Source organism: Enterobacter sp. 237C8, from assembly GCF_034106865.1.
Classification (GTDB): domain Bacteria; phylum Pseudomonadota; class Gammaproteobacteria; order Enterobacterales; family Enterobacteriaceae; genus Enterobacter; species Enterobacter asburiae_B.
Genome location: NZ_JAWNDF010000013.1, coordinates 25889 through 48678, shown reverse-complemented (window position 1 = coordinate 48678; position 22790 = coordinate 25889). Strand labels below are relative to the sequence as shown.

Genomic DNA, 22790 nt, shown 5'->3' with positions numbered 1-22790 from the left:
CTGAATGTTAGACTGTTTCCAGCTTCGCATAGGCCGCCACCAGCCATTTGATCCCCTGCCCCTGGAACGCCACCTGCAGGCGGCTATGCTCGCCGCTGCCTTCCAGATTCACAATAGTGCCTTCGCCAAACTTCGAATGGCGCACGCGCTGGCCCAGCTTGTAGCCGGTGTCGGTTTCCGCAATCGGCGAGCCCATGCGCTGATGGCTGACCGGACGGCTGATGCTCGCCCGCAGACGCACCTCTTCCACGCACTCTTCCGGCAGTTCGCCGATAAAGCGCGACGGACGGTGATAGACCTCTTTACCGTACAGGCGGCGGGTTTCGGCGTAGGTTAGCGTCAGCTTTTGCATTGCGCGCGTCACGCCCACGTAGGCCAGACGACGCTCCTCTTCCAGACGTCCGCCTTCATCCAGCGACATCTGGCTCGGGAACATCCCCTCTTCCATCCCGACAATAAACACCTGCGGGAACTCCAGGCCTTTGGCGGAGTGCAGGGTCATCAGCTGAACCGCATCCTGCCAGGTGTCCGCCTGCCCTTCACCCGCTTCCAGCGCGGCGTGGGAGAGGAACGCCTGCAGCGGCATCAGGTCTTCGTCTTCTTCGTTGTAGCTGAACTGGCGCGTCGCCGTGACCAGTTCCTCTAAGTTCTCAATACGGGTCTGGCCCTTCTCGCCTTTCTCCTGCTCGTACATGGTTCTCAGGCCGGAGTCTTTAATCACCCGGTCGGTCTGCACGTGCAGCGGCATGTCGGCGGTTTCCTGCGCCAGAGCGTCAATCAGCTCAAGGAAGCGCTGTAATGCGCTGGCGGCACGTCCGGCGAGCGCTTTTTCCTGCAGCAGCTCGCGGCACGCCTGCCACAGCGTCAGCTGGCGATCGCGCGAGGCCTGACGCACAACGTCCAGCGTGCGGTCGCCAATCCCGCGGGTCGGCGTATTGACCACGCGTTCAAACGCCGCGTCGTCGTTACGGTTCGCAATGAGGCGCAGATACGACAGCGCATCTTTGATTTCCTGACGTTCGAAGAAGCGCATACCGCCATAAATGCGGTACGGCATGCTCACCTGCAGCAGCGCCTCTTCCAGCACGCGCGACTGGGCGTTGCTGCGGTAGAGAATGGCGCACTGCTCCAGCGCGCCGCCGTTGTCCTGCCAGGTTTTGATGCGGTTCACCACGAAGCGGGCTTCGTCGAGCTCGTTGAAGGCGCAGTAAATCGAAATCGGTTCGCCGTCGACGCCATCGGTCCACAGCTTTTTACCCAGACGCCCGTTGTTGTTCTCAATGAGGGCGTTGGCCGCGCTCAGGATGTTGCTGGTTGAACGGTAGTTCTGCTCCAGACGGATGGTTTCCGCGCCGGGGAAATCGTTGAGGAAGCGCTGGATATTCTCCACCTGCGCCCCGCGCCAGCCGTAGATCGACTGGTCATCGTCGCCCACGATCATCACCTTGCCGGTATCACCGGCCAGCAGGCGGATCCACGCGTACTGGATGTTGTTGGTATCCTGGAATTCGTCCACCAGGATATTGGTGAAGCGTTCGCGGTAGTGCTGCAGGATGTGCGGCTTGTTGAGCCACAGCTCGTGGGCGCGCAGCAGCAGCTCGGCGAAATCCACCAGGCCGGCGCGATCGCACGCTTCCTGGTAGGCCTTGTAAACGTTCTGCCAGGTCTGCTCGACCGGGTTGCCGAAGCTCTGAATGTGGTGCGGGCGCAGCCCTTCGTCCTTCTGGCCGTTGATGTACCACATCGCCTGACGCGGCGGCCACTGCTTCTCGTCGAGGTTCATCGCCTTGATCAGGCGCTTCAGCAAGCGGAGCTGGTCTTCGCTGTCGAGGATCTGGAAATCCTGCGGCAGGTTGGCGTCCATATGGTGCGCGCGCAGCAGGCGGTGCGCCAGGCCGTGGAAGGTGCCAACCCACATGCCGCCCTGGCTGGTGCCCATCAGCTGAGCGATACGGTGGCGCATCTCTGCTGCCGCCTTGTTGGTAAACGTCACCGCCATGATGGAGTACGGGGAGCAGTTCTCCACGCTCTGCAGCCAGGCGATACGGTGAACCAGCACGCGCGTCTTACCACTGCCCGCCCCAGCCAGCACCAGCATGTTGGTGCGCGAGGCGGCAACCGCGTCACGCTGTTTGTCATTAAGGCTGTCGAGCAGGTAAGAAACGTCCATTGGCACCGTCACATAGTATTCAGGAACACAGCGAAGCGCCCGGTGGCGCTTCGCTTACCGGGCCTACAACTGCAAACCCCTGGTAATTTATACAATATTAATGGTGATTATATCAGCGTCGTGAGGGATGCCAACCGTGAAATTTCCACGTGCGGCAGAAGACGGCTGTCGGTTGCGGTCATTAGTTCCGCATTTTCCGGCTTGATCCAGCAGGCCTGCATCCCGCAGCGAATAGCACCGGCCACGTCCGTGGTCAGGTCATCCCCCACGTGCAGAATGTTACCCAGCGGCAGGTTAAGCTTATCCGCCGCCAGATGGTACATATCATTAAACGGCTTCGCGCGCCCGTGCGGGCCCGCGCGCAGCACAAATTCAAAGTAATCGCTGAGACCAAACAGCTCGGGCTGGGCATTGCCGTTGGTGATGGCCACCAGCGGCCACTTTTCGGCAAGCTTCGCCAGCGTGCCGTGGGTCTCCTGCGGCACGTCGATACGGCTGCGCCATTTAGCAAAGTTTTCCATGGCCGCTTCGGCCCCGATGGCCGCGTCCTGCGCGCTCAGGCCGGCATTAAGCATCGCCTGCTCAACCGCACGACGACGCCATTCGGTCACGTCGTGGTAAATGTCCGGCTCGGTTTCCCGCAGGGACTGACGGAGCTTCTGAAAGTCCTTGTTCTGTATCGCTTTCAGCGCGGGGTGGTAGTTCTGCACAAACGCCAGCGACTCCTGCTCGGTACGCAGGATCACCTCGCGGTTGTCATAAAGGGTGTCATCAAGGTCAAACGTCAGAGCTGAGATCTGACCGAGTGGGCGGTAAAAACGCATTATTTCCCCCGTTTGGCGCGTGGATGCGCCGCGTCATACACCGAGGCAAGGTGTTGGAAGTCTAAGTGGGTATAAATTTGTGTGGTCGACAGGTTCGCGTGGCCAAGCAGTTCCTGCACGCCGCGCAGATCGCCGCTCGACTCAAGCATGTGTGTCGCAAAGGAGTGGCGCAGCTTGTGCGGGTGAACGTGGCTGTTCAGCCCCTGCTTAATGCCCCACTCCGCAAAGCGCTTCTGGACGTTACGCGCCGAGATCCGTTTGCCGAGCTTCGACAGGAACAGCGCATCCTCTTCGCTGCCAAACAGCCCGCGCAGGTCAAGCCAGTGCTCAATCCAGGAAACCGCATTGCGGCCAATCGGCAGGCGGCGCTCTTTGCTGCCCTTACCCATTACCCACACTTCACCGGACTCCAGATCGAGGTGTTTGATATCAAGATTAACCAGCTCGGACAGACGCAGCCCGGCACCGTACATCACCTCCAGCATCGCGCGGTCGCGCACGGCGAGCGGATCGTTAAGGTCGATATCCAGCAGGCGGTTTACGTCGTCAACGTCGATATTTTTAGGCAGATGGCGCGGCGCTTTCGGCGTGGCGATCCCCTTTGCCGGGTTGGCTTTTAAGCCCCCCTGGCTGACCAGCCAGTCGAAGAAACTGCGCAGCGCTGAGAGCCTGAGCGCCAGGCTTGCCGGGCTGAGATTTTTTTTACGGCTACGCACGACGAACCCGCGTACCGTCGCAGCGTCACATTGTTGCCAGCTTTTCAGGCCGATTTCGTCGGCGATCTGCATGATGGCATCAAGCTGACGCTGGTAGTTGAGCAGGGTAATGGGGCTAAGCTGACGCTCCACGCCCAGATAGCGCAGAAAGCGCGAGACGTCAGTGGCGAGCAGTCCGTCCATCATACGCGCTCAATCCAGCGCTCCAGCAGCTCGGGCAGCATCAGGGCGATCTCCTGCAGCAGGTGCGTGGCTTGCCCCTGCTCATAGTGATGCGCATCGCGGCTGGTAAATAACATGACTCCCAGATCGCCATCGCGCCCCATCAGCGACATCGCCACCGAGCCAATCGCTTTGGCTTCCGGTAACACCACCAGCAGCTCAGGCCCGTTCAGCGGCCCCAGATAGTGGTGCTCATGGCCCAGACGCTGAATGCGCAGCGGTTCAAACGCCTGACGGCTGAGCGCCAGATGGGTGAACCCCGACGGTGCGCCAATGCGCCAGCGGTCCGGGAACAGGCGAATCGTCGCGCCCGCCAGCCCAAGCTCACGAGCCCAGCGGTGGAAGCGGCTGAGGAACTCGTCAAGACTGTGCGCCGACGCCAGACGCGCCTGCAGATGCAGCAGACGATAGAACAGGCTTTCGTTGGTGCTGGCCTGCTCCATCAGCAGCGTCATGTTCTCTTCTAGCTGATTGATGTGGTTGCGCGAGCGCGCCATGTGCCATTCGACCAGCGACACGGTCCCGCGAACCGGATGCGGCACGCGCATCTCTTCGACGACGCGTGCATTACGAATAAAAAACTCAGGATTGCGCAGCAGATAATCAACAACAGCTCTGTCGTCCAGTTCCGTCACTGTTTCCTGCAGTTCTTCCCCTGGTTGTTTCATAGATGGATAAACCCGTCATAGACATGTGCCGCCGGGCCAGTCATATACAGTGGATGACCCGGTCCTTTCCAGGCGATATCAAGCCGACCGCCCGGTAATTCCACGCGAACCTCTTCAGCCAGTAACCCCTGGGAGATGCCAACGGCCACCGCTGCACAGGCACCGCTTCCGCAGGCCTGAGTCTCGCCCGCGCCGCGCTCGTAAACCCGCAGGCGAATGTGCTCGCGCTTCACCACCTGCATAAAGCCGATGTTCGCGCGCTCCGGGAAACGTTCGTGGCTTTCCAGCACCGGGCCGAGCGTTTCGACCGCGGCGGTTTCCACATCATCAACCTGAATCACGCAGTGTGGGTTACCCATTGAGACGACGCCGCACAATACTGTCTGCTCGGCCGCACGCATAATATAGGTCTTTTCCGCTTTGTTTGCGCGAAACGGCACGACGGAGGGCTCGAAGTTAGGCTCGCCCATGTTCACGCGCACCAGCTCATCATCGGTGACGCTGAGCACCATGCGGCCATTGGCCGTGCTGACGCGAATATCACGCTTGTTGGTCAGCCCTTTCAGGCGGACAAAGCGGGCAAAACAGCGCGCGCCGTTGCCGCACTGGTTAACTTCGCTGCCGTCCGCGTTAAAAATACGGTAGTGGAAATCGAGGTCGGGATCGTACGGTGGCTCAACCACCAGCAGCTGATCGAACCCCACGCCCAGATGCCGATCCGCCAGGCGACGGATCAGTTCCGGGGAGAAAAACACATTCTGCGTTACCGCGTCGACGACCATAAAATCGTTGCCAAGGCCATGCATTTTAGAGAACTGCATCATTTGCTCCATTGCGCGGGTACAGAACGTTGTCGTCAGAGATTAACCTGAGTCGGGCCACCGTTGTCGCCACGATCGTTAGTATTTGGCGTGGTGGACTCAATGCCGCTTTGCACGGGTTTCGTCGGCGGCGGCGCGGTTTTATCCGCAGGTGGGAAGTACAGTGGTCCCTTCAGTCCGCAGCCAGTCAGGCTAAACAGCGTGATGAGAACGGCAAGCGTTCGGAAAGCGTTTTTCATTATAAAGTTGCCCGTAAGTTCAAATCTGTTTCTATCATCGCAGGAGAAGACACAAAAGCAAGAGTTTGCCGCTTTCCTGCAACGGGAATTATTTAGGGTTATACTGCCGGCATCACGAAAAACAGGAACAAAACCATGAACGACAGTGAATTCCATCGCCTTGCCGACAACCTGTGGATGACCATCGAAGAGCGTCTTGACGACTGGGACGGCGACAGCGATATCGATTGTGAAATCAACGGCGGCATTCTGACCCTGAGCTTCGAAAATGGCAGCAAAATTATTATTAACCGCCAGGAGCCGCTTCACCAGGTGTGGCTGGCCGCGAAACAGGGCGGCTATCATTTCGATCTGAAGGACGGAGAATGGGTTTGCGACCGCAGCGGCGTACCGTTCTGGGATCTGCTGGAACAGGCGGCGACCGCGCAGGCGGGTGAGGCTGTGAGTTTCAGGTAGTTTTGTTGCCGGGTGGCGCTGCGCTTACCCGGCCTACGGGTTCGAGCTGTTGTAGGCCCGGTAAGGCGTAGCCGCCACCGGGCGAGCGAAAAGGCTCAGGAGAAATACTGCTGCAACAGCGGCGCGGTGTCCTGATTGGCAGGCGCGGCAGGCGTTACGGCCTGGGTACGGAACGGGATCACCTGCGTACGTCCGTCGACGTTCACAATCTGGTAGAACTGCGGCAGGTTAAAGTTGATAAAGCTTGAGCCGTAGGTGAAACGGTCATGCGAAGAGGAGTAGAAGCGGCTGACGTCGCGCACCAGCTCCTCTTTACTGCCTTCACAGTGGTGATACACCTCGGCGCGGTTGGTTTCATCCAGAATGTAGATGTTGAACCCGGCATCGTCGCCCGACTCTTCAAAGAAGAACTGAATAATCCCTTCGCTGGCGAATCCGTCCACCACCTGCGGCAGCTTAACGTGGTTGGTTTCCACCTGCACAGACAGGCCATGCAGCTTGTTGTGTGAAATCGCGCCGTAGAACTCGATGGCGTTTTCCAGCTTCTGTACCGACACGTTCAGACGTTCGAAGAACAGGCCCCAGGTCTGACCGGAGACGCGCAGCGCTTTAAAGCGTCCGGTTTCCTGACGGGTGCTGGACAGACGCAGTTCGATACACTCAGAAACCAGCTGCTGCACGCGGGTACGAATTAAACCGCGCAGGTGCTGGCTGTAGCAGAACACCTCAACGCTGTCAGGCGGTGCGGCATCCTGGTGCATCTTGCCGAGAATGGTTTTCAGCGCTTCGATCATCGCCTGCTCGCCGTTGAAATGCAGGGTACGCACTTCGTTCCACGAGTTGCGGTACAGCAGATCCACGCTGCCCACCAGGCAGTTTTGCTGTTCGCCAAAGCTGAAAACGTCCAGCTTGCGGAAGTCAAAGTGAACCACCTGATTGCGGAAGGCCGCCGTCGGGTCATATTCCAGGTTGACGATAATCGCCAGATGGCGAATTTCGCACGGGCTGTAGAGCGCTTTCGGCGTTGGGGCAGGCAGACGCAGCGGGAAGTGGTGCGACACATCCGCGACCATCTCCTGCAGCTTAGCGAGATCAACCACCTCGTTGCCTTTGATAAACAGGCGCGTGCGCGAGGTCAGCAGGCCGTTAAACCAGGCCCAGGCCACCAGCTTGTTCAGGTAGCGGTTATACTCCAGCGGCTGATGGCTGATGATTGAGTCCATGCTTGGCGCACGGTTATACAGATACCACCCGGTGCGGTTTGCGCGGCCCGGCGGCACGTAGATAAAGGTCAGGTTCGGTTCTGACAGGTCTGGCGAAATCTGCGGGTTAACCAGGGTGACTTTGCCCGGCAGCGCTTCAAACGCGGCGTACAGCTTACGGGTCAATACCCCGATGTCCTGCGGGCTGGCGGAAACGCTGAGGTTGTTACGGCGCGCAAAGCGGATCAGGTTACGGTAGCTTTGCATCATCGCATCGAGCAGTTCGTTGTGCGCTTCACGCACCTGATCGATTTTCCAGTTGGCCCGGTTGTCGAGCATCGACAGACGCGCTTCGTCCCATCCCCACTCTTTCACTAACTGACTGACCACTTCACGACGCCAGCCCACGCAGGCGCGCTCGCGGCTCAATTTCTCACAGACTTTGAGATAGAAACATCGACGCACCAGGTCAAGACGCGTGGTGTCATCAATAGCTTTCAGGTATTCGGTCACGCGCTCCAGCATCATGCAGTAGGCGTCCAGCCCGAAGGAGACGATCTCCCCGTCGTGCAGACGCTGCTTGATATCTTTCGCCAGCAGGCGCGGCGTAGGGTATTCCCAGGAATAGGCTTCCAGCAGCAGCGTTTTCAGCACCGCTTTGTACGGTGAGTCGATACTCTTATAGAGCTGCCAGAGGCTTGCGCCAAAGTACTCTTCGGCTGACAGAGAGCTGAGGCCGCCGAGGTCCAGCCATTCGTTTGGCGTCAGTACACCCTGCGCGTAAAGCGACATGACGTAGTCATCGTAATGCTCTTCTTCTTCGCACGGGACCATATTCCACAGAATACGCTTCCCGGCCAGACGCACGGCAGTACGGTAAAATTCATCCAGCAGTAAGATGTGCTGAGTCGAGCCGCAGTCCTCACCACCCAGACTGCCGCTTTCGTTATGGCGGAAACGGTTTTCATCAATCAGGAAGAAGCTTACTTCCACGCCGAGCGAGGCCGCCCAGCTCTCCAGCAGGCTGCACTTGCGTTGCAGCAGCTGACGCTCGTCGTTATCGAGCCAGGACTGATGGCAGACCCAGATGTCCAGGTCCGAAGAACAGCTTTGCCCTACCGATGAGGTGCTCCCCATAGAGTAAACGCCGGTAATCGGCAGTTCACCTTTTGGAGACTCCTGTGGCGGCATGCCGCGGTAGAGTTCCAGCTCGTTCAGGTAATGCTGTTGGGTTTCATCAGGCGTGAAAAGGCAAATGCCCTGGGGAACGTTACCGTCAAGGTAGCCAGGCATCAGCGGATGGTGATAGTGCAATAATGTCGGCAGCAGACTGTATACCTGCTGGAAAGCAGGGCCCATGGCAGCAAGCGCGCGATCCACACGCAGTTGATTAATGGCATCCAGTCTCTGTTTCAGAGTCTCAATATAGAGGTACAAGACGTATCGCCTGATGTTTCCGGGTGTCGCAAGCTATTCAAAACACGAATAACAGCGGACCCGCAGTATTTCAAAAAGATAACCGTTACCCTTTTTCGCCCTTATCATTTTTGGTGGTAGCGACGAAAAAATGGTCTAAAACGTGATCAATTTAACACCTTGCCGGTTGACCGTAAAGAAAGATGCGCTACATACAAGTGTAGCACCGTTCTGTACGTGTAAATTCCTGAATACGGCTATGGCTGACGAATACGCCGCCTTGTCCCTCTCACGCTTCATCAACCGTAAAACTGCCATCCCAGAGTCAACAATGTTAGGATGGTTAGCGATTGATAATGACGGTAACAAGCATGTTAGACAATGTTTTGAGAATTGCCACACGCCAAAGCCCCCTCGCGCTCTGGCAGGCACATTATGTGAAGCAGCGCCTTGAAGCCTGCCACAGTGGATTGCGCGTCGAGCTGGTGCCGATGGTCACGCGCGGTGACGTGATCCTCGACACGCCCCTGGCGAAAGTGGGCGGCAAAGGCCTGTTTGTCAAAGAGCTGGAACTGGCATTGCTTGAGAACCGCGCCGATATCGCCGTACATTCAATGAAAGACGTGCCCGTCGAGTTCCCGGAAGGGCTGGGGCTGGTGACCATCTGCGAGCGCGAAGATCCGCGCGATGCGTTTGTCTCTAACCACTATGACTCGCTCGACGCGCTGCCGGAGGGTAGCGTGGTTGGCACGTCCAGTTTACGCCGTCAGTGTCAGCTGGCAGAGCGCCGTCCTGACCTGATCATTCGCTCGCTGCGCGGTAACGTCGGAACGCGTCTGGGCAAGCTGGATAACGGCGATTACGATGCCATTATCCTCGCCGTTGCCGGCCTCAAGCGTCTGGGGCTGGAGTCGCGCATTCGCGTGGCGTTGCCGCCAGAGCTTTCGCTTCCGGCCGTGGGCCAGGGTGCCGTCGGCATCGAGTGCCGTCTGGACGATGCGCGTACCCGCGAACTGCTCGCACCGCTGAACCATGACGAGACCGCTATCCGCGTAAAAGCCGAGCGTGCGATGAATACCCGCCTCGAAGGAGGATGTCAGGTACCGATTGGCAGCTATGCTGAATTAACAGAAGGTGAACTGTGGCTGCGCGCGCTGGTGGGCGCTCCGGACGGTTCCCAGATGGTACGCGGCGAACGTCGCGGTAAAGCGCAAGATGCCGAGCAGCTTGGCGTGTCGCTGGCGGAAGAGCTGCTGGATAACGGCGCCCGCGAGATTCTGGCTGACGTTTATAATGGAGAGCCCCCTGCATGAGTATTCTTGTCACCCGCCCTTCTCCCGCAGGAGAGCAGTTAGTGAGCCGTCTGCGCACACTGGGGCAGGTGGCCTGGAGTTTTCCGCTCATTGAATTCTCCCCCGGTCGGGAGCTCTCTGCACTCGCCGACCAGATGAATACCCTTCAGGAAGGCGACCTGCTGTTTGCGCTGTCGCAACATGCCGTGGAATTTGCCCACGCGCAGCTGCAACAGCAGGGTTTAGCCTGGCCACTTGCCCCCCGCTATTTCGCGATTGGCCGCACAACGGCACTGGCGCTGCATACCGTAAGCAGCGCGGACGTTCGTTACCCGTTAGATCGGGAAATCAGCGAAGTCTTGCTACAATTACCTGAATTACAAACTATTGCCGGAAAGCGTGCGCTCATTTTGCGCGGCAACGGTGGCCGCGAAATGCTGGGCGAAACGCTGCGTGAACGCGGTGCAGACGTAACGTTCGTTGAGTGCTATCAGCGCTGTGCAAAACACTACGATGGCGCGGAAGAGGCGATGCGATGGCACGCGCGCGGCATTAATACGCTGGTGGTCACCAGCGGTGAAATGTTACAACAGCTTTGGTCGCTGATACCGCTTTGGTATCGCGAAAACTGGTTACTCCGCTGTCGGCTTCTGGTCGTCAGTGAGCGTCTGGCGAACCAGGCCCGGGAACTGGGCTGGCAGGATATTCGGATCGCTGATAACGCCGACAACGATGCGCTGCTGCGCGCATTACAATAACTCTCAAATGGGAAGCCATAATGACGGAACACGACAAATCCTCCGCCGTGGTTGAAGAGACCAGGGAGACTGTGGAGACGACGCCACAGCCAGAGACGACTGAGAAAACCGCTGAGAAGAAAAACGGCAGCAACAAAACGAGCCTCGCGCTGAGCGCGATTGCCATCGCCATTGCGCTGGCAGCAGGGGTTGGCCTGTACGGTCTGGTGAAGCAACAGGGTGCGAATCAGACGTCCACCAGCGATGCGCTGGTGAATCAGCTCACTGCCCTGCAAAAAGCGCAGGAGACGCAGAAAACCGAGCTGGAAACGGTGATTAAGCAGCAGGCCGCCGCGCTTGCCGAGGCGAACAGCAAACAGGAAGAGCTGGCTAAACAGCTGGGCGACGTGCAGCAGAAAGTCGCCACGATTTCCGGTACCGATGCCAAAACCTGGCTGCTCTCGCAGGCTGACTTCCTGGTGAAGCTCGCCGGACGTAAGCTCTGGAGCGATCAGGACGTCACCACTGCCGCCGCGCTGCTGAAAAGCGCCGACGCGAGCCTGGCAGACATGAACGACCCGAGCCTTATCACGGCCCGTCGCGCGATCACCGAGGACATCGCCAGCCTCTCCGCCGTCTCGCAGGTGGATTACGACGGCATTATCCTTAAGGTGAACCAGCTGTCGAATCAGATTGATAACCTGCAGCTGGCGGATAACAACGACGACGATTCCCCGATGGATTCCGACGGTACCGAGCTTTCCAGCTCCCTGAGCGAATGGCGCATAAACCTGCAGAAAAGCTGGCAGAACTTTATGGACAGCTTCATCACTATCCGCCGTCGCGACGAAACCGCCGTGCCGCTGCTGGCGCCGAACCAGGATATCTATCTGCGCGAGAACATTCGTTCCCGCCTGCTGGTGGCGGCTCAGGCCGTGCCGCGTCATCAGGAAGAGACGTACAAACAGGCGCTGGATAATGTCTCAACGTGGGTACGCGCCTACTACAACACCGATGATGCGACCACCACAGCCTTCCTCGAAGACATTGATAAGCTGAGCCAGCAGAACATCACCATGAACGTGCCGGATAAGCTGGCCAGCCAGCCGATTCTGGAGAAACTGATGCAGACGCGCGTACGTAACCTGCTGGCGCAGCCGGGCGTACCGGCAGAGCCGACGGACGGAGCGGCACCTGCCCCGGCTCCGGCGCCTGAAAGCGCACCGCAAGGAGAGTAATGATGCTAAAAGTTCTCTTACTCTTCATCCTGCTGATCGCCGGGATCGTGCTGGGACCTATGCTTGCGGGTCATCAGGGTTACGTCCTGATCCAGACGGATAACTACAACATTGAAACCAGCGTAACCGGCCTGACGATCATTCTGATCCTCGGCGTGGTGGTGCTGTTTGCGATCGAGTGGATCCTGCGCCGCATTTTCCGCACCGGTGCCCACACGCGCGGCTGGTTCGTTGGCCGTAAACGCCGCCGCGCCCGCAAGCAGACCGAACAGGCGCTGCTTAAGCTTGCCGAGGGTGACTATCAGCAGGTTGAAAAGCTGATGTCGAAAAACGCCGACCATGCCGAACAGCCGGTAGTGAATTATCTGCTCGCTGCCGAAGCGGCGCAGCAGCGCGGTGACGAAGCCCGCGCCAATCAGCATCTGGAGCGGGCGGCAGAGCTGGCTCAAGGCGACCCGATTCCTGTAGAGATCACGCGCGTTCGCCTGCAGCTGGCGCGCAATGAAAATCACGCGGCGCGTCACGGTATCGATCGCCTGCTGGAAGTTGCGCCACGTCATCCGGAAGTGCTGCGTCTTGCCGAGCAGGCGTATATTCGTACCGGCGCCTGGGGCTCGCTGCTGGACATCATTCCGTCGATGGCAAAGGCCGAGGTGGGCGACGATGAACATCGTGATGAGCTTCAGCGTCTGGCATGGATTGGCCTCATGGATCAGGCGCGCGCCGACCTGGGCAGCGACGGTCTGAAAACGTGGTGGAAGAATCAGAGCCGTAAGACGCGCCAGCAGGTTCCTCTGCAGGTCGCCATGGCGGAACATCTTATTGAATGTGACGATCATGACACGGCTCAGGAGATCCTCCTCGATGGCCTGAAGCGCCAGTATGACGATCGTCTGGTGATGGTGATCCCGCGCCTGAAAACCAATAATCCTGAGCAAATCGAAAAAGTGCTGCGTCAGCAGATTAAAACCGTCGGTGACCGCCCGCTGCTGTGGAGCACGCTCGGTCAGTCGCTGATGAAGCACGGAGAATGGCAGGAGGCGAGCCTCGCCTTCCGCGCGGCGCTGAAGCAGCGTCCGGACGCGTTTGATTACGCGTGGCTTGCCGATACGCTGGACAAGCAGCACAAGCCGGAAGAGGCAGCCGCCATGCGGCGTGATGGGTTGCTGTTAACGCTGCAAAATAACGGTACGCAGCAGTAAATAAAAAGGAGGCCAGAGGGCCTCCTTTTTTTATCGCCTTTCTCCTGCTACATTCTTTACACCCACATCCGCAAACGAATCCGCCAATGTAACGATGTCTTTTCATTAACCTTTTTTCACACACGCGCACATTTTGCAGCGTGGACTAAATCGTTTTTGAAAGGAAATATCAATGAACTCGCTTTTGTATGCGCTTATCCAGGCGCTGCGCTGCCACCGCTGGCTGCGCCTGCTTGCCTGTGCTTTTATCTTTTCTTCGCTGGGGAATGGCTTAACCCAGGTCGTGGTCTTCGGTTTGCTGCTGGCGTGGTCAGCCCCGCCCGCTCTGCTTACTCTCGCTTTTCTTTTCGCTACGGTACCAGGGTTCATCGGCAGTATCTTCGGCGAAAAGCTGTGCTCGCGCTTTTCGCCGATATCCCTGCTGATACTGACCGAGGGGCTGGGCCTGCTCGCCCTGCTCTTTCCCCTGCTTGGTGTGGGTTACCACAGCGTTGCCGCATTGCTCGCCGTGCAATCCACCGAAGCCCTGCTCAGCGGGATGAGCTGGCCCGCGCTGACATTGCTCTTTAAGCGCGGTCTCAGCGAAGCGGAGCTGCCCGCTGCAACCTGTCTGGAAAATGTGATTTTTGCTTCTCAGGTGTTGTTAGGGACCGGCCTGGGCGTGGTGCTGTTTCAGAAGACATCCGTGTTTACCCTGCTGGCTATTGATGCCGCCAGCTTTCTCGGGTCAGTGGTACTGCTATGGCTGGCTGGGCGCCGGTTTTCTCCGGCACCACATCCCACCGCTATGGAAAGGGGAGTTTCTGCAACATTACGCTGGCAGGCGTTGACCGTTCGGCAAAAACGCAGCCTGCTCATCCTGCCGGCGCTGGCTGCCGTCGGCTCACCGGCGATGGCGCTTCTTCCGGCACTGGCCCAGCAGCTTAGTCCTCAGGATGCGGCGGGCCTTGCTTTGCCTCTGCTTTTCGCGAGGAGTCTGGGGCAGCTTTGTGGCCCCCTGCTGCTAAAAAAAGAGAGCCTGACGCGCTTTGCGGCCCACACGCCGCGAATAATCGTTTGCCTGAGCATCTTTCTGGCCGCTTATGGCATGCTGCCTTTTTTGTCCGGGTGGACAGTATGCGCGCTGGGGATGATCTTTATCGCGCATCTGGCCTCGAATGTTCTCTTCGCAGCGGGCACGTTTGGGGTACTCAGTAGTTTTCATCTCACGCAAACCGCTTCGGCCAGCGGTAAAGCCTGGCGCTGGCAAACGCTCAGCGCCTCTCTTTTCACCGGCATTGCAGCGGCGGTGGCTTCAGGGTTTGGCTCAGTACAGGCGCTCTATGCTGTCTCTGCATCGGCGCTGCTGATGGTTGCCCTGATCATGCGCCTGTATCGGGAATAAGGCATAAAAAAACGCCTGCTATAAAAGCAGGCGTTAAAACAGGTCTGTAAGACAACATATTTGGTGCTTCACTCAACGTTGTGTCCATGGTGTCTGATGAGGCCGAAGCGACATCTGTCAGTGGACGATAAGCACCGTAAATGGCTCTGCGTCATTCCTGAGTTTATGAGGCACTAAGGCGAACATAAGAGATGGAATGAGCATCTACACGCATATTATTGCACGTAACGTGCCAACATGACACCCAGAACTTTTACATGACGCAACATTTTAAGATAAAAGGAAATTATGCTGCCTGGCGCCGTCTTAGGCTCTACAACGTATCGGGAAAAGACGGGAATATGTCTCCAGGAGGAGACAGCAAAACCCATAAATGGTTATTTTTTTAATTTTCAATGAGTTGCATGTCGCTGGATTGCGACAAAGAAAAAGGGCGCTGTCGGGGCATGACTACAGGGATGAGAACTCGCAGAAAACAAAAAACCCCGCCGAAGCGGGGTTCAAAATTGGTCGGCGAGAGAGGATTCGAACCTCCGACCCACTGGTCCCAAACCAGTTGCGCTACCAAGCTGCGCTACTCGCCGATGTACTGCTTTTTGAATTTTTAGTTCAATTCATTTAAAAAGTCGTGGTGCGAGGGGGGGGACTCGAACCCCCACATCCAAAGGACACTAACACCTGAAGCTAGCGCGTCTACCAATTCCGCCACCTTCGCAATTCACAACTCTTTCAAATAATGGGGTGGCTAATGGGATTCGAACCCACGACAACTGGAATCACAATCCAGGGCTCTACCAACTGAGCTATAGCCACCACTGTATTCTTTCACGCGGTACTGACTACTTCTCAGACCACCGCAGCTCTAGCGCCGGGACTAAAATGGCGCGCCCGACAGGATTCGAACCTGAGACCTCTGCCTCCGGAGGGCAGCGCTCTATCCAGCTGAGCTACGGGCGCTTAGCGCCGTTGCGGGGCTGGATATTACGTACCTCCGTCCCCGCTGTCTAGTGCTTTTTTGAAAAAAATGCGCGTTTGGTTATGGTTTGCACATTTTGCCGCTTATTCCTCCACTTTCTGCGTGGTGGCGCGGCGACCCAGACCAAAAAGCTTATATGCAGCCGTTACAGCCGCCAGGAAGATCATCCCGACAAACAGCGACATGCGGGTATCTTCATTAAAGTACATGCCGATTAATACGCAAATCAGGAACGCCATCGTCAAATAGTTCGCATAGGGGAACAGAATTGAGCGGAACGGATGGCTTTCAATCGCTTTTTTATGCGCATGACGGAAACGCAGCTGGCTGATGAGGATAACAAACCACGGCACCATGCCCGGCAGTACGCTGGCGCTGTAGACGTAAACGAACACGCGCTGCGGGTTAGGAATGATGTAATTCAGGCAAGAGCCAATCAGCAGGATTACAATGGAGACCGCCACACCCGCCACCGGTACGCCGGCACGTGAGACTTTACTCATCGCCGCAGGCAGCTGGTTATTCTTCGAAAGCGCATAGAGCATACGCCCGCAGCTGTACATCCCGCTGTTACAGCCTGACAGCGCTGCCGTCAGGACCACAAAGTTGATGATACCCGCCGCCGCCGTGATACCAATTTTGGCGAAGGTTAATACAAACGGGCTACCCGTCGTGCCAATTTCGTTCCACGGGAAGATGGTCACGATGACGAAGATCGCGCCCACATAGAAAATCAGGATACGCCACAGCACTTTGCCCACCGCGCTACGCAGCGTGACCTGCGGGTTTTTCGCTTCACCGGCGGTAATACCGATCAGCTCCACGCCCTGATACGAGGCCACAACGATACACAGCGCCGTCAGGAAGCCCTTCCAGCCGCCGGCGAAGAAGCCGCCGTTTTCGGTCAGGTTGCCAAAGCCGATAGCGTGTCCACCGTTGCCAAAGCCGAAGAAAATCACGCCCAGGCCGACGACAATCATCACGATAATCGTGGTGACTTTGATCATTGCGAACCAGAACTCAATTTCACCGTAAAGGCGCACGGCGGCCAGGTTTGCCAGCGCCACCAGCCCCACGGCAATGAGCGCGGGTATCCACTGGACCATGTCCGGGAACCAGAACTGGACGTAGACCCCTATCGCGGTGATCTCTGAGATGCCCACCGCCATCCACATAAACCAGTATGACCAGGCCGTCAGGTAGCCGAAGAAGGGGCTCATATAGCGATGCGCGTAAACGGCGAAAGAGCCGGTTACCGGCTCCAGGAAGAGCATTTCGCCCATGGAACGCATAATGAAGAAAACAAACAGCCCGGCGATAATATACGCCAGTAATACGGAAGGGCCTGCCCATTTGAGCGTGCTTGCGGAGCCCATAAACAGGCCCACGCCGATAGTGCCGCCCAGCGCTATCAGTTCAATATGACGAGCTTCCAGCCCACGCTGTAGCTCCGGTTGTTTCTCTGCCATAGATCCTCGATTGTGTTTGCTGTTTCCCGGCTTAATACCGGGTATTGTTTTTTAGGGGTACTAAAATACGGAGCGAATGGTTTCCTAAAATCTGCCAAATGGCAAACGATGCATTAAAAAAATGAATGCATTGCACAGATTATCAGCAGTTTTGCAGGCGAGTTGCAGCGCGAATAGCATATCGCGCTACATTTTGATTACATTTTTCCGGTGTAATGCCAGGCGAGGTAGCGAAGCAGACGGATCTGTCGTTTAATGCGCGTCGGTTGCGATAGCAGGCGGTACAGCCACTCCAGCCCCAGATTTTGCCAGACCTTTGGCGCACGCTTAACGTGGCCAGTAAAGACGTCGTACGTGCCGCCGACGCCCATGTAGAGGGCATCAGGACAGACCAGACGGCAGTCACGCATCAGGATCTCCTGGCGCGGGGAGCCCATCGCCACGGTGACAATTTTCGCCCCGCTGTCACGAACGCGCTCAAACAGAGCCTGTCGATCTTCCGGTTTGAAGTAACCATCCTGGCTGCCGACGATATTAACATTCCATTGACGACGCAGTTTCTCCTCCGTCTGGGCCAGTATCTCCGGCTTCCCGCCAATCAGGAACACGGGCGTACCCTGCGCACCTGCGCGGGCCATAAGCTGCTCCCAGAGATCGGCCCCCGCCACGCGGGATACATTAGCGTCAGGATACTTTTTACGGATAGAGCGGACCACGCTGATCCCGTCCGCGTATTTAAATTCAGCCGCTTCAATCAGGCTTTTGACTTCCGCATTATCCTCAACCGCCAGCATTTTTTCCGCGTTGATGGCCACCAGCGTACCGGATTTCATCTGGCCGTCGGCGAACAGAAAGTCCAGCGCGTGCTGCATGTCGCGCCAGCCAATAAGCTGCAGGCCACGTAGCGCGTAGCGCGGTGCAGAAATTTTATCAGTCATTACTATCCTTACTCAGACTTGCGACAGCGTTGTGCTGCCCTGCCGCTCGCGCTTGTGCACAAGACCTGCGCTGTCAAACAGCCAGTACAACAGTTTGGCCAGCAACAGGCAGAGGCCGAAAACAACCATGAAGAACACCACGCGCGAAACGAACGAGTCCAGCCCTTCGCGCGCCAGAACGATCATATTGAAAATGGCACCAAAGCAGAAACTGTGCAAAATGGCGGCTTTATAGCGGTTGGTCTCTTCGTTGCCGCGCAGGTAAAGCCAGTCGAACCACTTGATAATCAGCCCCACGGCAACTGCCCCGGGCAGAATGAACCACGCCCCCCCCATCACCACCAGGGAACCAATCAGCGTTGGCGAGATTGCCAGACCGGAATGGTTGTTCAGCACTTCCCAGGTAAAGTAATTCGCCGTGTTAAGCACCACGCCGGGCCGGTCCGGCCATAGCCAGGAAGGGATAAAGACGTAGAAGTCGCGAACAATCGGCGCCAGCCCCTGGAAATCAATCTTGTCATAGTTTTGCAGCAGCAATGCCAGGTTTTCCCACGGCGAGAAGGTATCGCGCGTCAGGTAGAGGAACGTGTAAAACGCCTCATCGCCCGCCACGTTCATCCCGTAGCGCTTCAGCGCCAGCCAGAACATCCCGACAATGCCAAACACGCCTGCCGCAACCAGCATCCACAGCGAGATCCAGCCGCGGATGATGCCTATAAACAGGAAGATAGCGAAGGCGATAATAATGTTCGCGCGCGTGCCGCCCACAATCATGTAGGTCAGAATGCCAAACGCGACGGTGCTGACCAGAAAGAACAGCCACGCTTTGCTGTCCTGGCGCAGGAAAAAGACCACCAGCATCGCCGGGATGAAGAAGTAGAAGAAACGCTTAAGCGCCACGCCCGAGACTTCGGCCGAAAAAATCTGGCTGTAGGAGTGGAGCTTAAACAGCAGAAAGCCGTTATGCATGAAGAAGATACCGACGCTGACCAGGGCGATGGTCATCAGCATCACCCACGTCAGGTGGGTTTCCACCCGATTCATGGTAAAAAGCGGCCGGCGCGGGGCAGCAGCCTGCGCTGAACGCAGACGCGTTTTATAGGTGACGTAGTAGACGGCATAGAAGCAGGTCGCCGCCAGAAGGGCCTGGAGCAGGATTTCCGGCGGTGCGACGCTCACGTCAAAACGGAAGACCAGAATGCTGGTCAGCGGGAAGCCGAAAAAGAAGGTCAGCAGAAACAGTAACGAGAAGAATACGTTAAAGTTGAACCGCACCCGGCGGAATTCAAACCAGGTAAGCGTGGCGATAAACAGGGCGCTCAGAAGCCAGACAACCAGTAAGCCGCTGAATTGCAACTGACTCATGCTTTGTCTCCTGAAGCGATGCGCAGCGCGCGATGCCACGGCGTGAGGTAATTCGGGCTGAAAAAATCGATGCTATTTTTATCCACCAGCGTGAGCTGGCGTTGGGCTTCCCGTACCACCTCGACATTCAGCGTGTCTGAGGTAAACAGCACCGGAATATGCTGCTCGGCCATGTCCTGCCAGAACGGGTTGTCGCGGTTGAGCACGCACGGTACACCCGCCTGAATCAGCAGACACAGCGTGCCGATTCCCTGCTGTCGGGCAAAGATGAAATAGCCAAGATCGCATTTTCTCAGCAGCGCAAGATACTCATCAAATTCCAGCTTATCGCTGAGGATGTGCAGATTTTCTGCACTAAACAGCGCAAGTCCCTGCTGGCGAACGTCAGCAATATAGGCGTCGTTGTTGGCGGGATAGCCCATCGGCACCACCACGTTTACCGTGTCGCCAAACTGCTGATGCACCGCCCTGAGCGCCGCGACGTGTTCGTTACTGCGATCGCCGGAATTCCCCACCAGGATCGTTAGCTTGCCTTCACGCACCGCGTCATTCGCCATGGCGTTCAGCGCCGGATCCATGCGGGTTGGGAAATAGAGTAGTTCTCCGCGCACGTTCGGGTGCTGTTTAGCAAAATAGTTGAGATCGCCTCGGGTGGCAAACACACAGCCTACGCGCCCCTGCGCCATGCGGCGCAGCGGATAGAAAAGACGGAATTTCCAGCCGCGGGAGACTTCGTAGAGATCGGCTCCCCAGATATGCCAGCTGAACTGGGAGGGTTTAATCCCCCCGTTGAGCAGCGCCAGCCACAGGCCGGTATTGAACTGCCCGTGGAAAAAGAAACGTTGCTTACGATCCGCCTTGGCTCTGGCAACGACCGCCTTCGCCAGCGCGGCCTTATCCGGCCAGAAGCGAATCGTCAGCGCCGGAAACGCCTCGCTCAGGCCCTTATCCTGACCTGCAACCATAAACTCACGCGCATCAGGATTACCCGATGCCAGCTCGTCGTTGAAGAACCGCAAAACGGTCTGGTTATGGTGTGGGATATCCGATCCCAGGATGTGAATCAGTGCAGTCATGCGCGTTTACGCCACAATAAAAATACGCCGCAACAGGCGGCGAAATAAACGATATAGGTTGTCATATAGGCCTGAGCCGCCCCCAGCGCACCGTGCGCGGGTATCAGCCAGTGTGAAAATGCTGTCAGTAACGCAAACTGGCTAATTTCCGCCAGGATATACATCCGCAGGGACGCTTTTGCAATCACCAGATAGCCAAAGACGTAAGCACCCACTTTCAGCACATCACCCACCAGCTGCCAGGCAAAGAGATCGCGCATGGCGGTGAACTTCGCCGAGAACAGCAGCCAGATGGCGACATCGCGCAGTAGCCAGACGGTAAAGCTGGCCGCCGCGACGGCTGGCAGCACAAAGCGCAGCGATCGGAAAATCTCACGGGTAATATCCTGTCTGGACGTCAGACGCGATAAGGTTGGCAGCAGGTAAACGCTAAAGGAAGCCGTAATAAACTGGAGATAGGCGTCGGAAATACTGCTTACGCCCTGCCAGATCCCCACTTCATCCCAGCTATAATGCGCCGCCAGCAAATTTCGCATCATCACGTAGGCTACCGGCAGCGTGACGGAGGTGATGAGCGCCATCAGGGTAAATTTACCCAGCTGGCTGGCAAGCATCGTGTCCCATTGCGGTTTCAGGTAGCTCAGAGGGATGACGCCCCGACGCATCAGCATAAATGCCGCAGGTACAACAACCAGTGCCGGGACCAGCGCCAGCCCCAGCAGTGCGCCTTCATAGCCGCCCAGGCGATAGCAAAAGTAATAGGCAATCACGCCGATGACGCTGCCCAGGATTAAGGCAAGCGCGTTCCCGGCGGCATCACGAAAACCTTTCATCAGCGCCAGCAGCAGGTTAGCCCAGGCAATACCCATCTGAACCAACGCGACCAGACGCACCAGCCCCTGATAATGGGTGTGCCCGAACAATCCCTGGCTGATGGGCGCCGCCGCCAGCAGAAAGACAATCGCCATCAGGGTCGAAAAACCCGTGACCATCGCCGAAGAGGTACCCACCACTCTGCGCAGCTGAGCCGCATCATCGTGATACTGCGCAACGTATTTGGTGACGCCGTTGAAGATACCGGCACCGGCCAGCACGCCAAGGACGGTAACGAGCTGGCGGAAATTACCTGCCAGCCCGACACCAGAGGGGCCAAATGAGACGGCCAACAGCTTGACGACCAGCAGCCCGGCGCCAATTTTTACAAGCGTGGACGCGGCGGTCCACACCGATGCTTTTGCCAGAGACATATCAGCCGAAATAACTCAGAAGGGTATTAATCACCGTACGCTGGTTAACAGGCGCGAGGTTGTAGAACAGTGGCAGGCGAAGCAAACGCTCACTTTCTTTGGTGGTGTAACGATCTTCACCCGCGAACGAGCCAAACGCTTCGCCGGCCGGGCTGGAGTGCAGCGGGATGTAGTGGAACACCGCCATAATTTCGGCCTCTTTCAGCCAGGCGATGAGCTCGCTGCGGTCGTCGTTATCGCGCAGCTTGATGTAGAACATATGCGCGTTGTGGACGCAATCTGACGGGATGGTCGGCAGCTCAATACGCCCGGCTTTGGCCAGAGGCTCAAGCGCATCGTAATACGTTTGCCACAGGGAAAGACGCTGAAGGTTGATACGTTCCGCCGCTTCCAGCTGCGCCCACAGGTACGCCGCCTGCAGATCCGCCATCAGATAGCTGGAGCCGATATCGCGCCAGGTGTATTTATCTACCTGTCCCCGGAAGAACTGGCTGCGGTTGGTGCCTTTTTCGCGGATCACTTCCGCACGCTCCACGAGAGCCCGGTCGTTAATCAGCGTCGCGCCACCTTCTCCACCCGCCGTGTAGTTTTTGGTTTCGTGGAAGCTAAAGCAGCCAATGTGGCCGATCGTGCCCAGCGCGCGTCCCTTGTAGGTGGACATCACGCCCTGCGCGGCATCTTCCACCACGAACAGATTATGTTTTTTGGCGATGGCCATGATGGTGTCCATTTCACAGGCCACGCCCGCGTAGTGAACCGGCACGATCGCGCGTGTTTTGTCAGTGATCGCCGCTTCAATCAGCGTCTCATCAATGTTCATGGTGTCCGGGCGGATATCCACAAAGACGATTTTCGCTCCGCGCAGGACAAAGGCGTTTGCGGTGGAAACGAAGGTATAGCTCGGCATAATCACTTCATCACCGGGCTGGATATCCAGCAGCAGTGCCGCCATTTCCAGCGATGCCGTACAGGACGGGGTCAGCAGCACTTTGGCGCTGCGAAAACGCTGTTCCATCCACTGCTGACAGCGACGGGTAAAACCGCCGTCACCACAGAGTTTGCCGCTGCCCATGGCAGACTGCATATAGTCGAGTTCAGTTCCGACAACGGGTGGTGCGTTAAATGGAATCAT

The 22790-nt window shown here is 57.3% G+C and carries 19 protein-coding genes and 4 tRNA genes; 6 read left to right on the top strand and 17 right to left on the bottom strand.

Annotation, left to right across the window (positions count from 1 at the left end; genetic code table 11):
- Positions 1-7: 7 nt before the first annotated feature.
- The 6 genes from uvrD to lptM all read right to left on the bottom strand — a co-directional run bounded on the left by uvrD (position 8) and on the right by lptM (position 5660).
- Complete coding sequence (gene uvrD, locus USF70_RS20730) at positions 8-2170, bottom strand: DNA helicase II (protein WP_033146899.1); 2163 nt, start codon at positions 2168-2170, stop codon at positions 8-10.
- 107 nt (positions 2171-2277) lie between these two features.
- Positions 2278-2994, bottom strand: coding sequence for a 5-amino-6-(5-phospho-D-ribitylamino)uracil phosphatase YigB (yigB, locus tag USF70_RS20725; RefSeq protein ID WP_320735971.1), 717 nt, complete (start codon positions 2992-2994; stop codon positions 2278-2280).
- Entirely contained in the window at positions 2994-3896 is a 903-nt protein-coding gene (gene xerC, locus USF70_RS20720) for a tyrosine recombinase XerC (protein WP_033146901.1), read from the bottom strand. The genes yigB and xerC overlap by 1 nt, the downstream gene beginning before the upstream one ends.
- Entirely contained in the window at positions 3893-4600 is a 708-nt protein-coding gene (locus tag USF70_RS20715) for a DUF484 domain-containing protein (protein WP_023309626.1), read from the bottom strand. The genes xerC and USF70_RS20715 overlap by 4 nt, the downstream gene beginning before the upstream one ends.
- A complete protein-coding gene (gene dapF, locus USF70_RS20710) occupies positions 4597-5421 on the bottom strand; it encodes a diaminopimelate epimerase (protein ID WP_008501545.1) in 825 nt (274 codons plus the stop codon). Before dapF ends, USF70_RS20715 begins: the two co-directional genes overlap by 4 nt.
- 35 nt (positions 5422-5456) lie before the next feature.
- Entirely contained in the window at positions 5457-5660 is a 204-nt protein-coding gene (gene lptM, locus USF70_RS20705) for an LPS translocon maturation chaperone LptM (protein WP_014885650.1), read from the bottom strand.
- Between the two features lie 135 nt (positions 5661-5795).
- On the opposite strand from lptM, the gene cyaY reads away from it, so the two are divergent.
- Entirely contained in the window at positions 5796-6116 is a 321-nt protein-coding gene (cyaY, locus tag USF70_RS20700; protein WP_023333807.1) for an iron donor protein CyaY, read from the top strand.
- 95 nt (positions 6117-6211) lie between these two features.
- Here the strand turns inward: cyaY and cyaA are convergent, their stop codons facing one another.
- Positions 6212-8755 carry a class I adenylate cyclase gene (gene cyaA / locus USF70_RS20695; protein WP_023309629.1) on the bottom strand — a complete coding sequence of 848 codons (2544 nt, stop codon included), beginning with the start codon at positions 8753-8755 and terminating at the stop codon, positions 6212-6214.
- Between the two features lie 350 nt (positions 8756-9105).
- On the opposite strand from cyaA, the gene hemC reads away from it, so the two are divergent.
- The 5 genes from hemC to USF70_RS20670 all read left to right on the top strand — a co-directional run bounded on the left by hemC (position 9106) and on the right by USF70_RS20670 (position 14587).
- Positions 9106-10047 (top strand): hydroxymethylbilane synthase, encoded by a 942-nt coding sequence (gene hemC, locus USF70_RS20690; RefSeq protein ID WP_033146903.1) that lies wholly within the window; start codon positions 9106-9108, stop codon positions 10045-10047.
- Positions 10044-10784, top strand: a complete 741-nt coding sequence (gene hemD, locus USF70_RS20685) for a uroporphyrinogen-III synthase (protein WP_320735970.1) — start codon at positions 10044-10046, stop codon at positions 10782-10784. The genes hemC and hemD overlap by 4 nt, the downstream gene beginning before the upstream one ends.
- Before the next feature lie 20 nt (positions 10785-10804).
- Positions 10805-12001, top strand: coding sequence for a uroporphyrinogen-III C-methyltransferase (gene hemX / locus USF70_RS20680; protein WP_033146905.1), 1197 nt, complete (start codon positions 10805-10807; stop codon positions 11999-12001).
- 2 nt (positions 12002-12003) lie between these two features.
- Entirely contained in the window at positions 12004-13203 is a 1200-nt protein-coding gene (gene hemY, locus USF70_RS20675; protein ID WP_241174635.1) for a protoheme IX biogenesis protein HemY, read from the top strand.
- 172 nt (positions 13204-13375) lie between these two features.
- On the top strand, positions 13376-14587 hold the full coding sequence (locus tag USF70_RS20670) for an MFS transporter (RefSeq protein WP_320735969.1): 1212 nt from the start codon (positions 13376-13378) through the stop codon (positions 14585-14587).
- Positions 14588-15094: 507 nt separating this feature from the next.
- On the opposite strand, the gene USF70_RS20665 is transcribed toward USF70_RS20670, so the two are convergent.
- From USF70_RS20665 to rffA, 10 genes are all read right to left on the bottom strand, one after another.
- Positions 15095-15171, bottom strand: a tRNA-Pro gene (locus USF70_RS20665).
- Positions 15172-15216: 45 nt separating this feature from the next.
- Positions 15217-15302 (bottom strand) — tRNA-Leu (locus USF70_RS20660).
- 22 nt (positions 15303-15324) lie between these two features.
- Positions 15325-15400 (bottom strand) — tRNA-His (locus USF70_RS20655).
- A gap of 67 nt (positions 15401-15467) precedes the next feature.
- A tRNA-Arg gene (locus USF70_RS20650) sits at positions 15468-15544 on the bottom strand.
- 102 nt (positions 15545-15646) lie between these two features.
- Entirely contained in the window at positions 15647-17032 is a 1386-nt protein-coding gene (gene thrP / locus USF70_RS20645; protein ID WP_039264257.1) for a bifunctional threonine/serine APC transporter ThrP, read from the bottom strand.
- A gap of 197 nt (positions 17033-17229) precedes the next feature.
- Positions 17230-17970, bottom strand: a complete 741-nt coding sequence (gene wecG / locus USF70_RS20640; RefSeq protein WP_029739560.1) for a lipopolysaccharide N-acetylmannosaminouronosyltransferase — start codon at positions 17968-17970, stop codon at positions 17230-17232.
- A 12-nt stretch (positions 17971-17982) separates the two neighbouring features.
- Positions 17983-19335, bottom strand: coding sequence for an ECA oligosaccharide polymerase (wzyE, locus tag USF70_RS20635; protein WP_047059105.1), 1353 nt, complete (start codon positions 19333-19335; stop codon positions 17983-17985).
- Positions 19332-20411 carry a TDP-N-acetylfucosamine:lipid II N-acetylfucosaminyltransferase gene (locus USF70_RS20630; protein ID WP_320735968.1) on the bottom strand — a complete coding sequence of 360 codons (1080 nt, stop codon included), beginning with the start codon at positions 20409-20411 and terminating at the stop codon, positions 19332-19334. The genes wzyE and USF70_RS20630 overlap by 4 nt, the downstream gene beginning before the upstream one ends.
- Entirely contained in the window at positions 20408-21658 is a 1251-nt protein-coding gene (wzxE, locus tag USF70_RS20625) for a lipid III flippase WzxE (protein ID WP_320711525.1), read from the bottom strand. Before wzxE ends, USF70_RS20630 begins: the two co-directional genes overlap by 4 nt.
- Before the next feature lies 1 nt (position 21659).
- A complete protein-coding gene (gene rffA, locus USF70_RS20620) occupies positions 21660-22790 on the bottom strand; it encodes a dTDP-4-amino-4,6-dideoxygalactose transaminase (RefSeq protein WP_219940319.1) in 1131 nt (376 codons plus the stop codon).

What these genes read in the sequence shown, in the direction of transcription:
- uvrD (WP_033146899.1), bottom strand. Translation starts at nt 2,170, where the DNA reads ATGGACGTTTCTTACCTGCTCGACAGCCTTAATGACAAACAGCGTGAC.
- yigB (WP_320735971.1), bottom strand. Translation starts at nt 2,994, where the DNA reads ATGCGTTTTTACCGCCCACTCGGTCAGATCTCAGCTCTGACGTTTGAC.
- xerC (WP_033146901.1), bottom strand. Translation starts at nt 3,896, where the DNA reads ATGATGGACGGACTGCTCGCCACTGACGTCTCGCGCTTTCTGCGCTAT.
- USF70_RS20715 (WP_023309626.1), bottom strand. Translation starts at nt 4,600, where the DNA reads ATGAAACAACCAGGGGAAGAACTGCAGGAAACAGTGACGGAACTGGAC.
- dapF (WP_008501545.1), bottom strand. Translation starts at nt 5,421, where the DNA reads ATGCAGTTCTCTAAAATGCATGGCCTTGGCAACGATTTTATGGTCGTC.
- lptM (WP_014885650.1), bottom strand. Translation starts at nt 5,660, where the DNA reads ATGAAAAACGCTTTCCGAACGCTTGCCGTTCTCATCACGCTGTTTAGC.
- cyaY (WP_023333807.1), top strand. Translation starts at nt 5,796, where the DNA reads ATGAACGACAGTGAATTCCATCGCCTTGCCGACAACCTGTGGATGACC.
- hemC (WP_033146903.1), top strand. Translation starts at nt 9,106, where the DNA reads ATGTTAGACAATGTTTTGAGAATTGCCACACGCCAAAGCCCCCTCGCG.
- hemD (WP_320735970.1), top strand. Translation starts at nt 10,044, where the DNA reads ATGAGTATTCTTGTCACCCGCCCTTCTCCCGCAGGAGAGCAGTTAGTG.
- hemX (WP_033146905.1), top strand. Translation starts at nt 10,805, where the DNA reads ATGACGGAACACGACAAATCCTCCGCCGTGGTTGAAGAGACCAGGGAG.
- hemY (WP_241174635.1), top strand. Translation starts at nt 12,004, where the DNA reads ATGCTAAAAGTTCTCTTACTCTTCATCCTGCTGATCGCCGGGATCGTG.
- USF70_RS20670 (WP_320735969.1), top strand. Translation starts at nt 13,376, where the DNA reads ATGAACTCGCTTTTGTATGCGCTTATCCAGGCGCTGCGCTGCCACCGC.
- thrP (WP_039264257.1), bottom strand. Translation starts at nt 17,032, where the DNA reads ATGGCAGAGAAACAACCGGAGCTACAGCGTGGGCTGGAAGCTCGTCAT.
- wecG (WP_029739560.1), bottom strand. Translation starts at nt 17,970, where the DNA reads ATGACTGATAAAATTTCTGCACCGCGCTACGCGCTACGTGGCCTGCAG.
- wzyE (WP_047059105.1), bottom strand. Translation starts at nt 19,335, where the DNA reads ATGAGTCAGTTGCAATTCAGCGGCTTACTGGTTGTCTGGCTTCTGAGC.
- USF70_RS20630 (WP_320735968.1), bottom strand. Translation starts at nt 20,411, where the DNA reads ATGACTGCACTGATTCACATCCTGGGATCGGATATCCCACACCATAAC.
- wzxE (WP_320711525.1), bottom strand. Translation starts at nt 21,658, where the DNA reads ATGTCTCTGGCAAAAGCATCGGTGTGGACCGCCGCGTCCACGCTTGTA.
- rffA (WP_219940319.1), bottom strand. Translation starts at nt 22,790, where the DNA reads ATGATTCCATTTAACGCACCACCCGTTGTCGGAACTGAACTCGACTAT.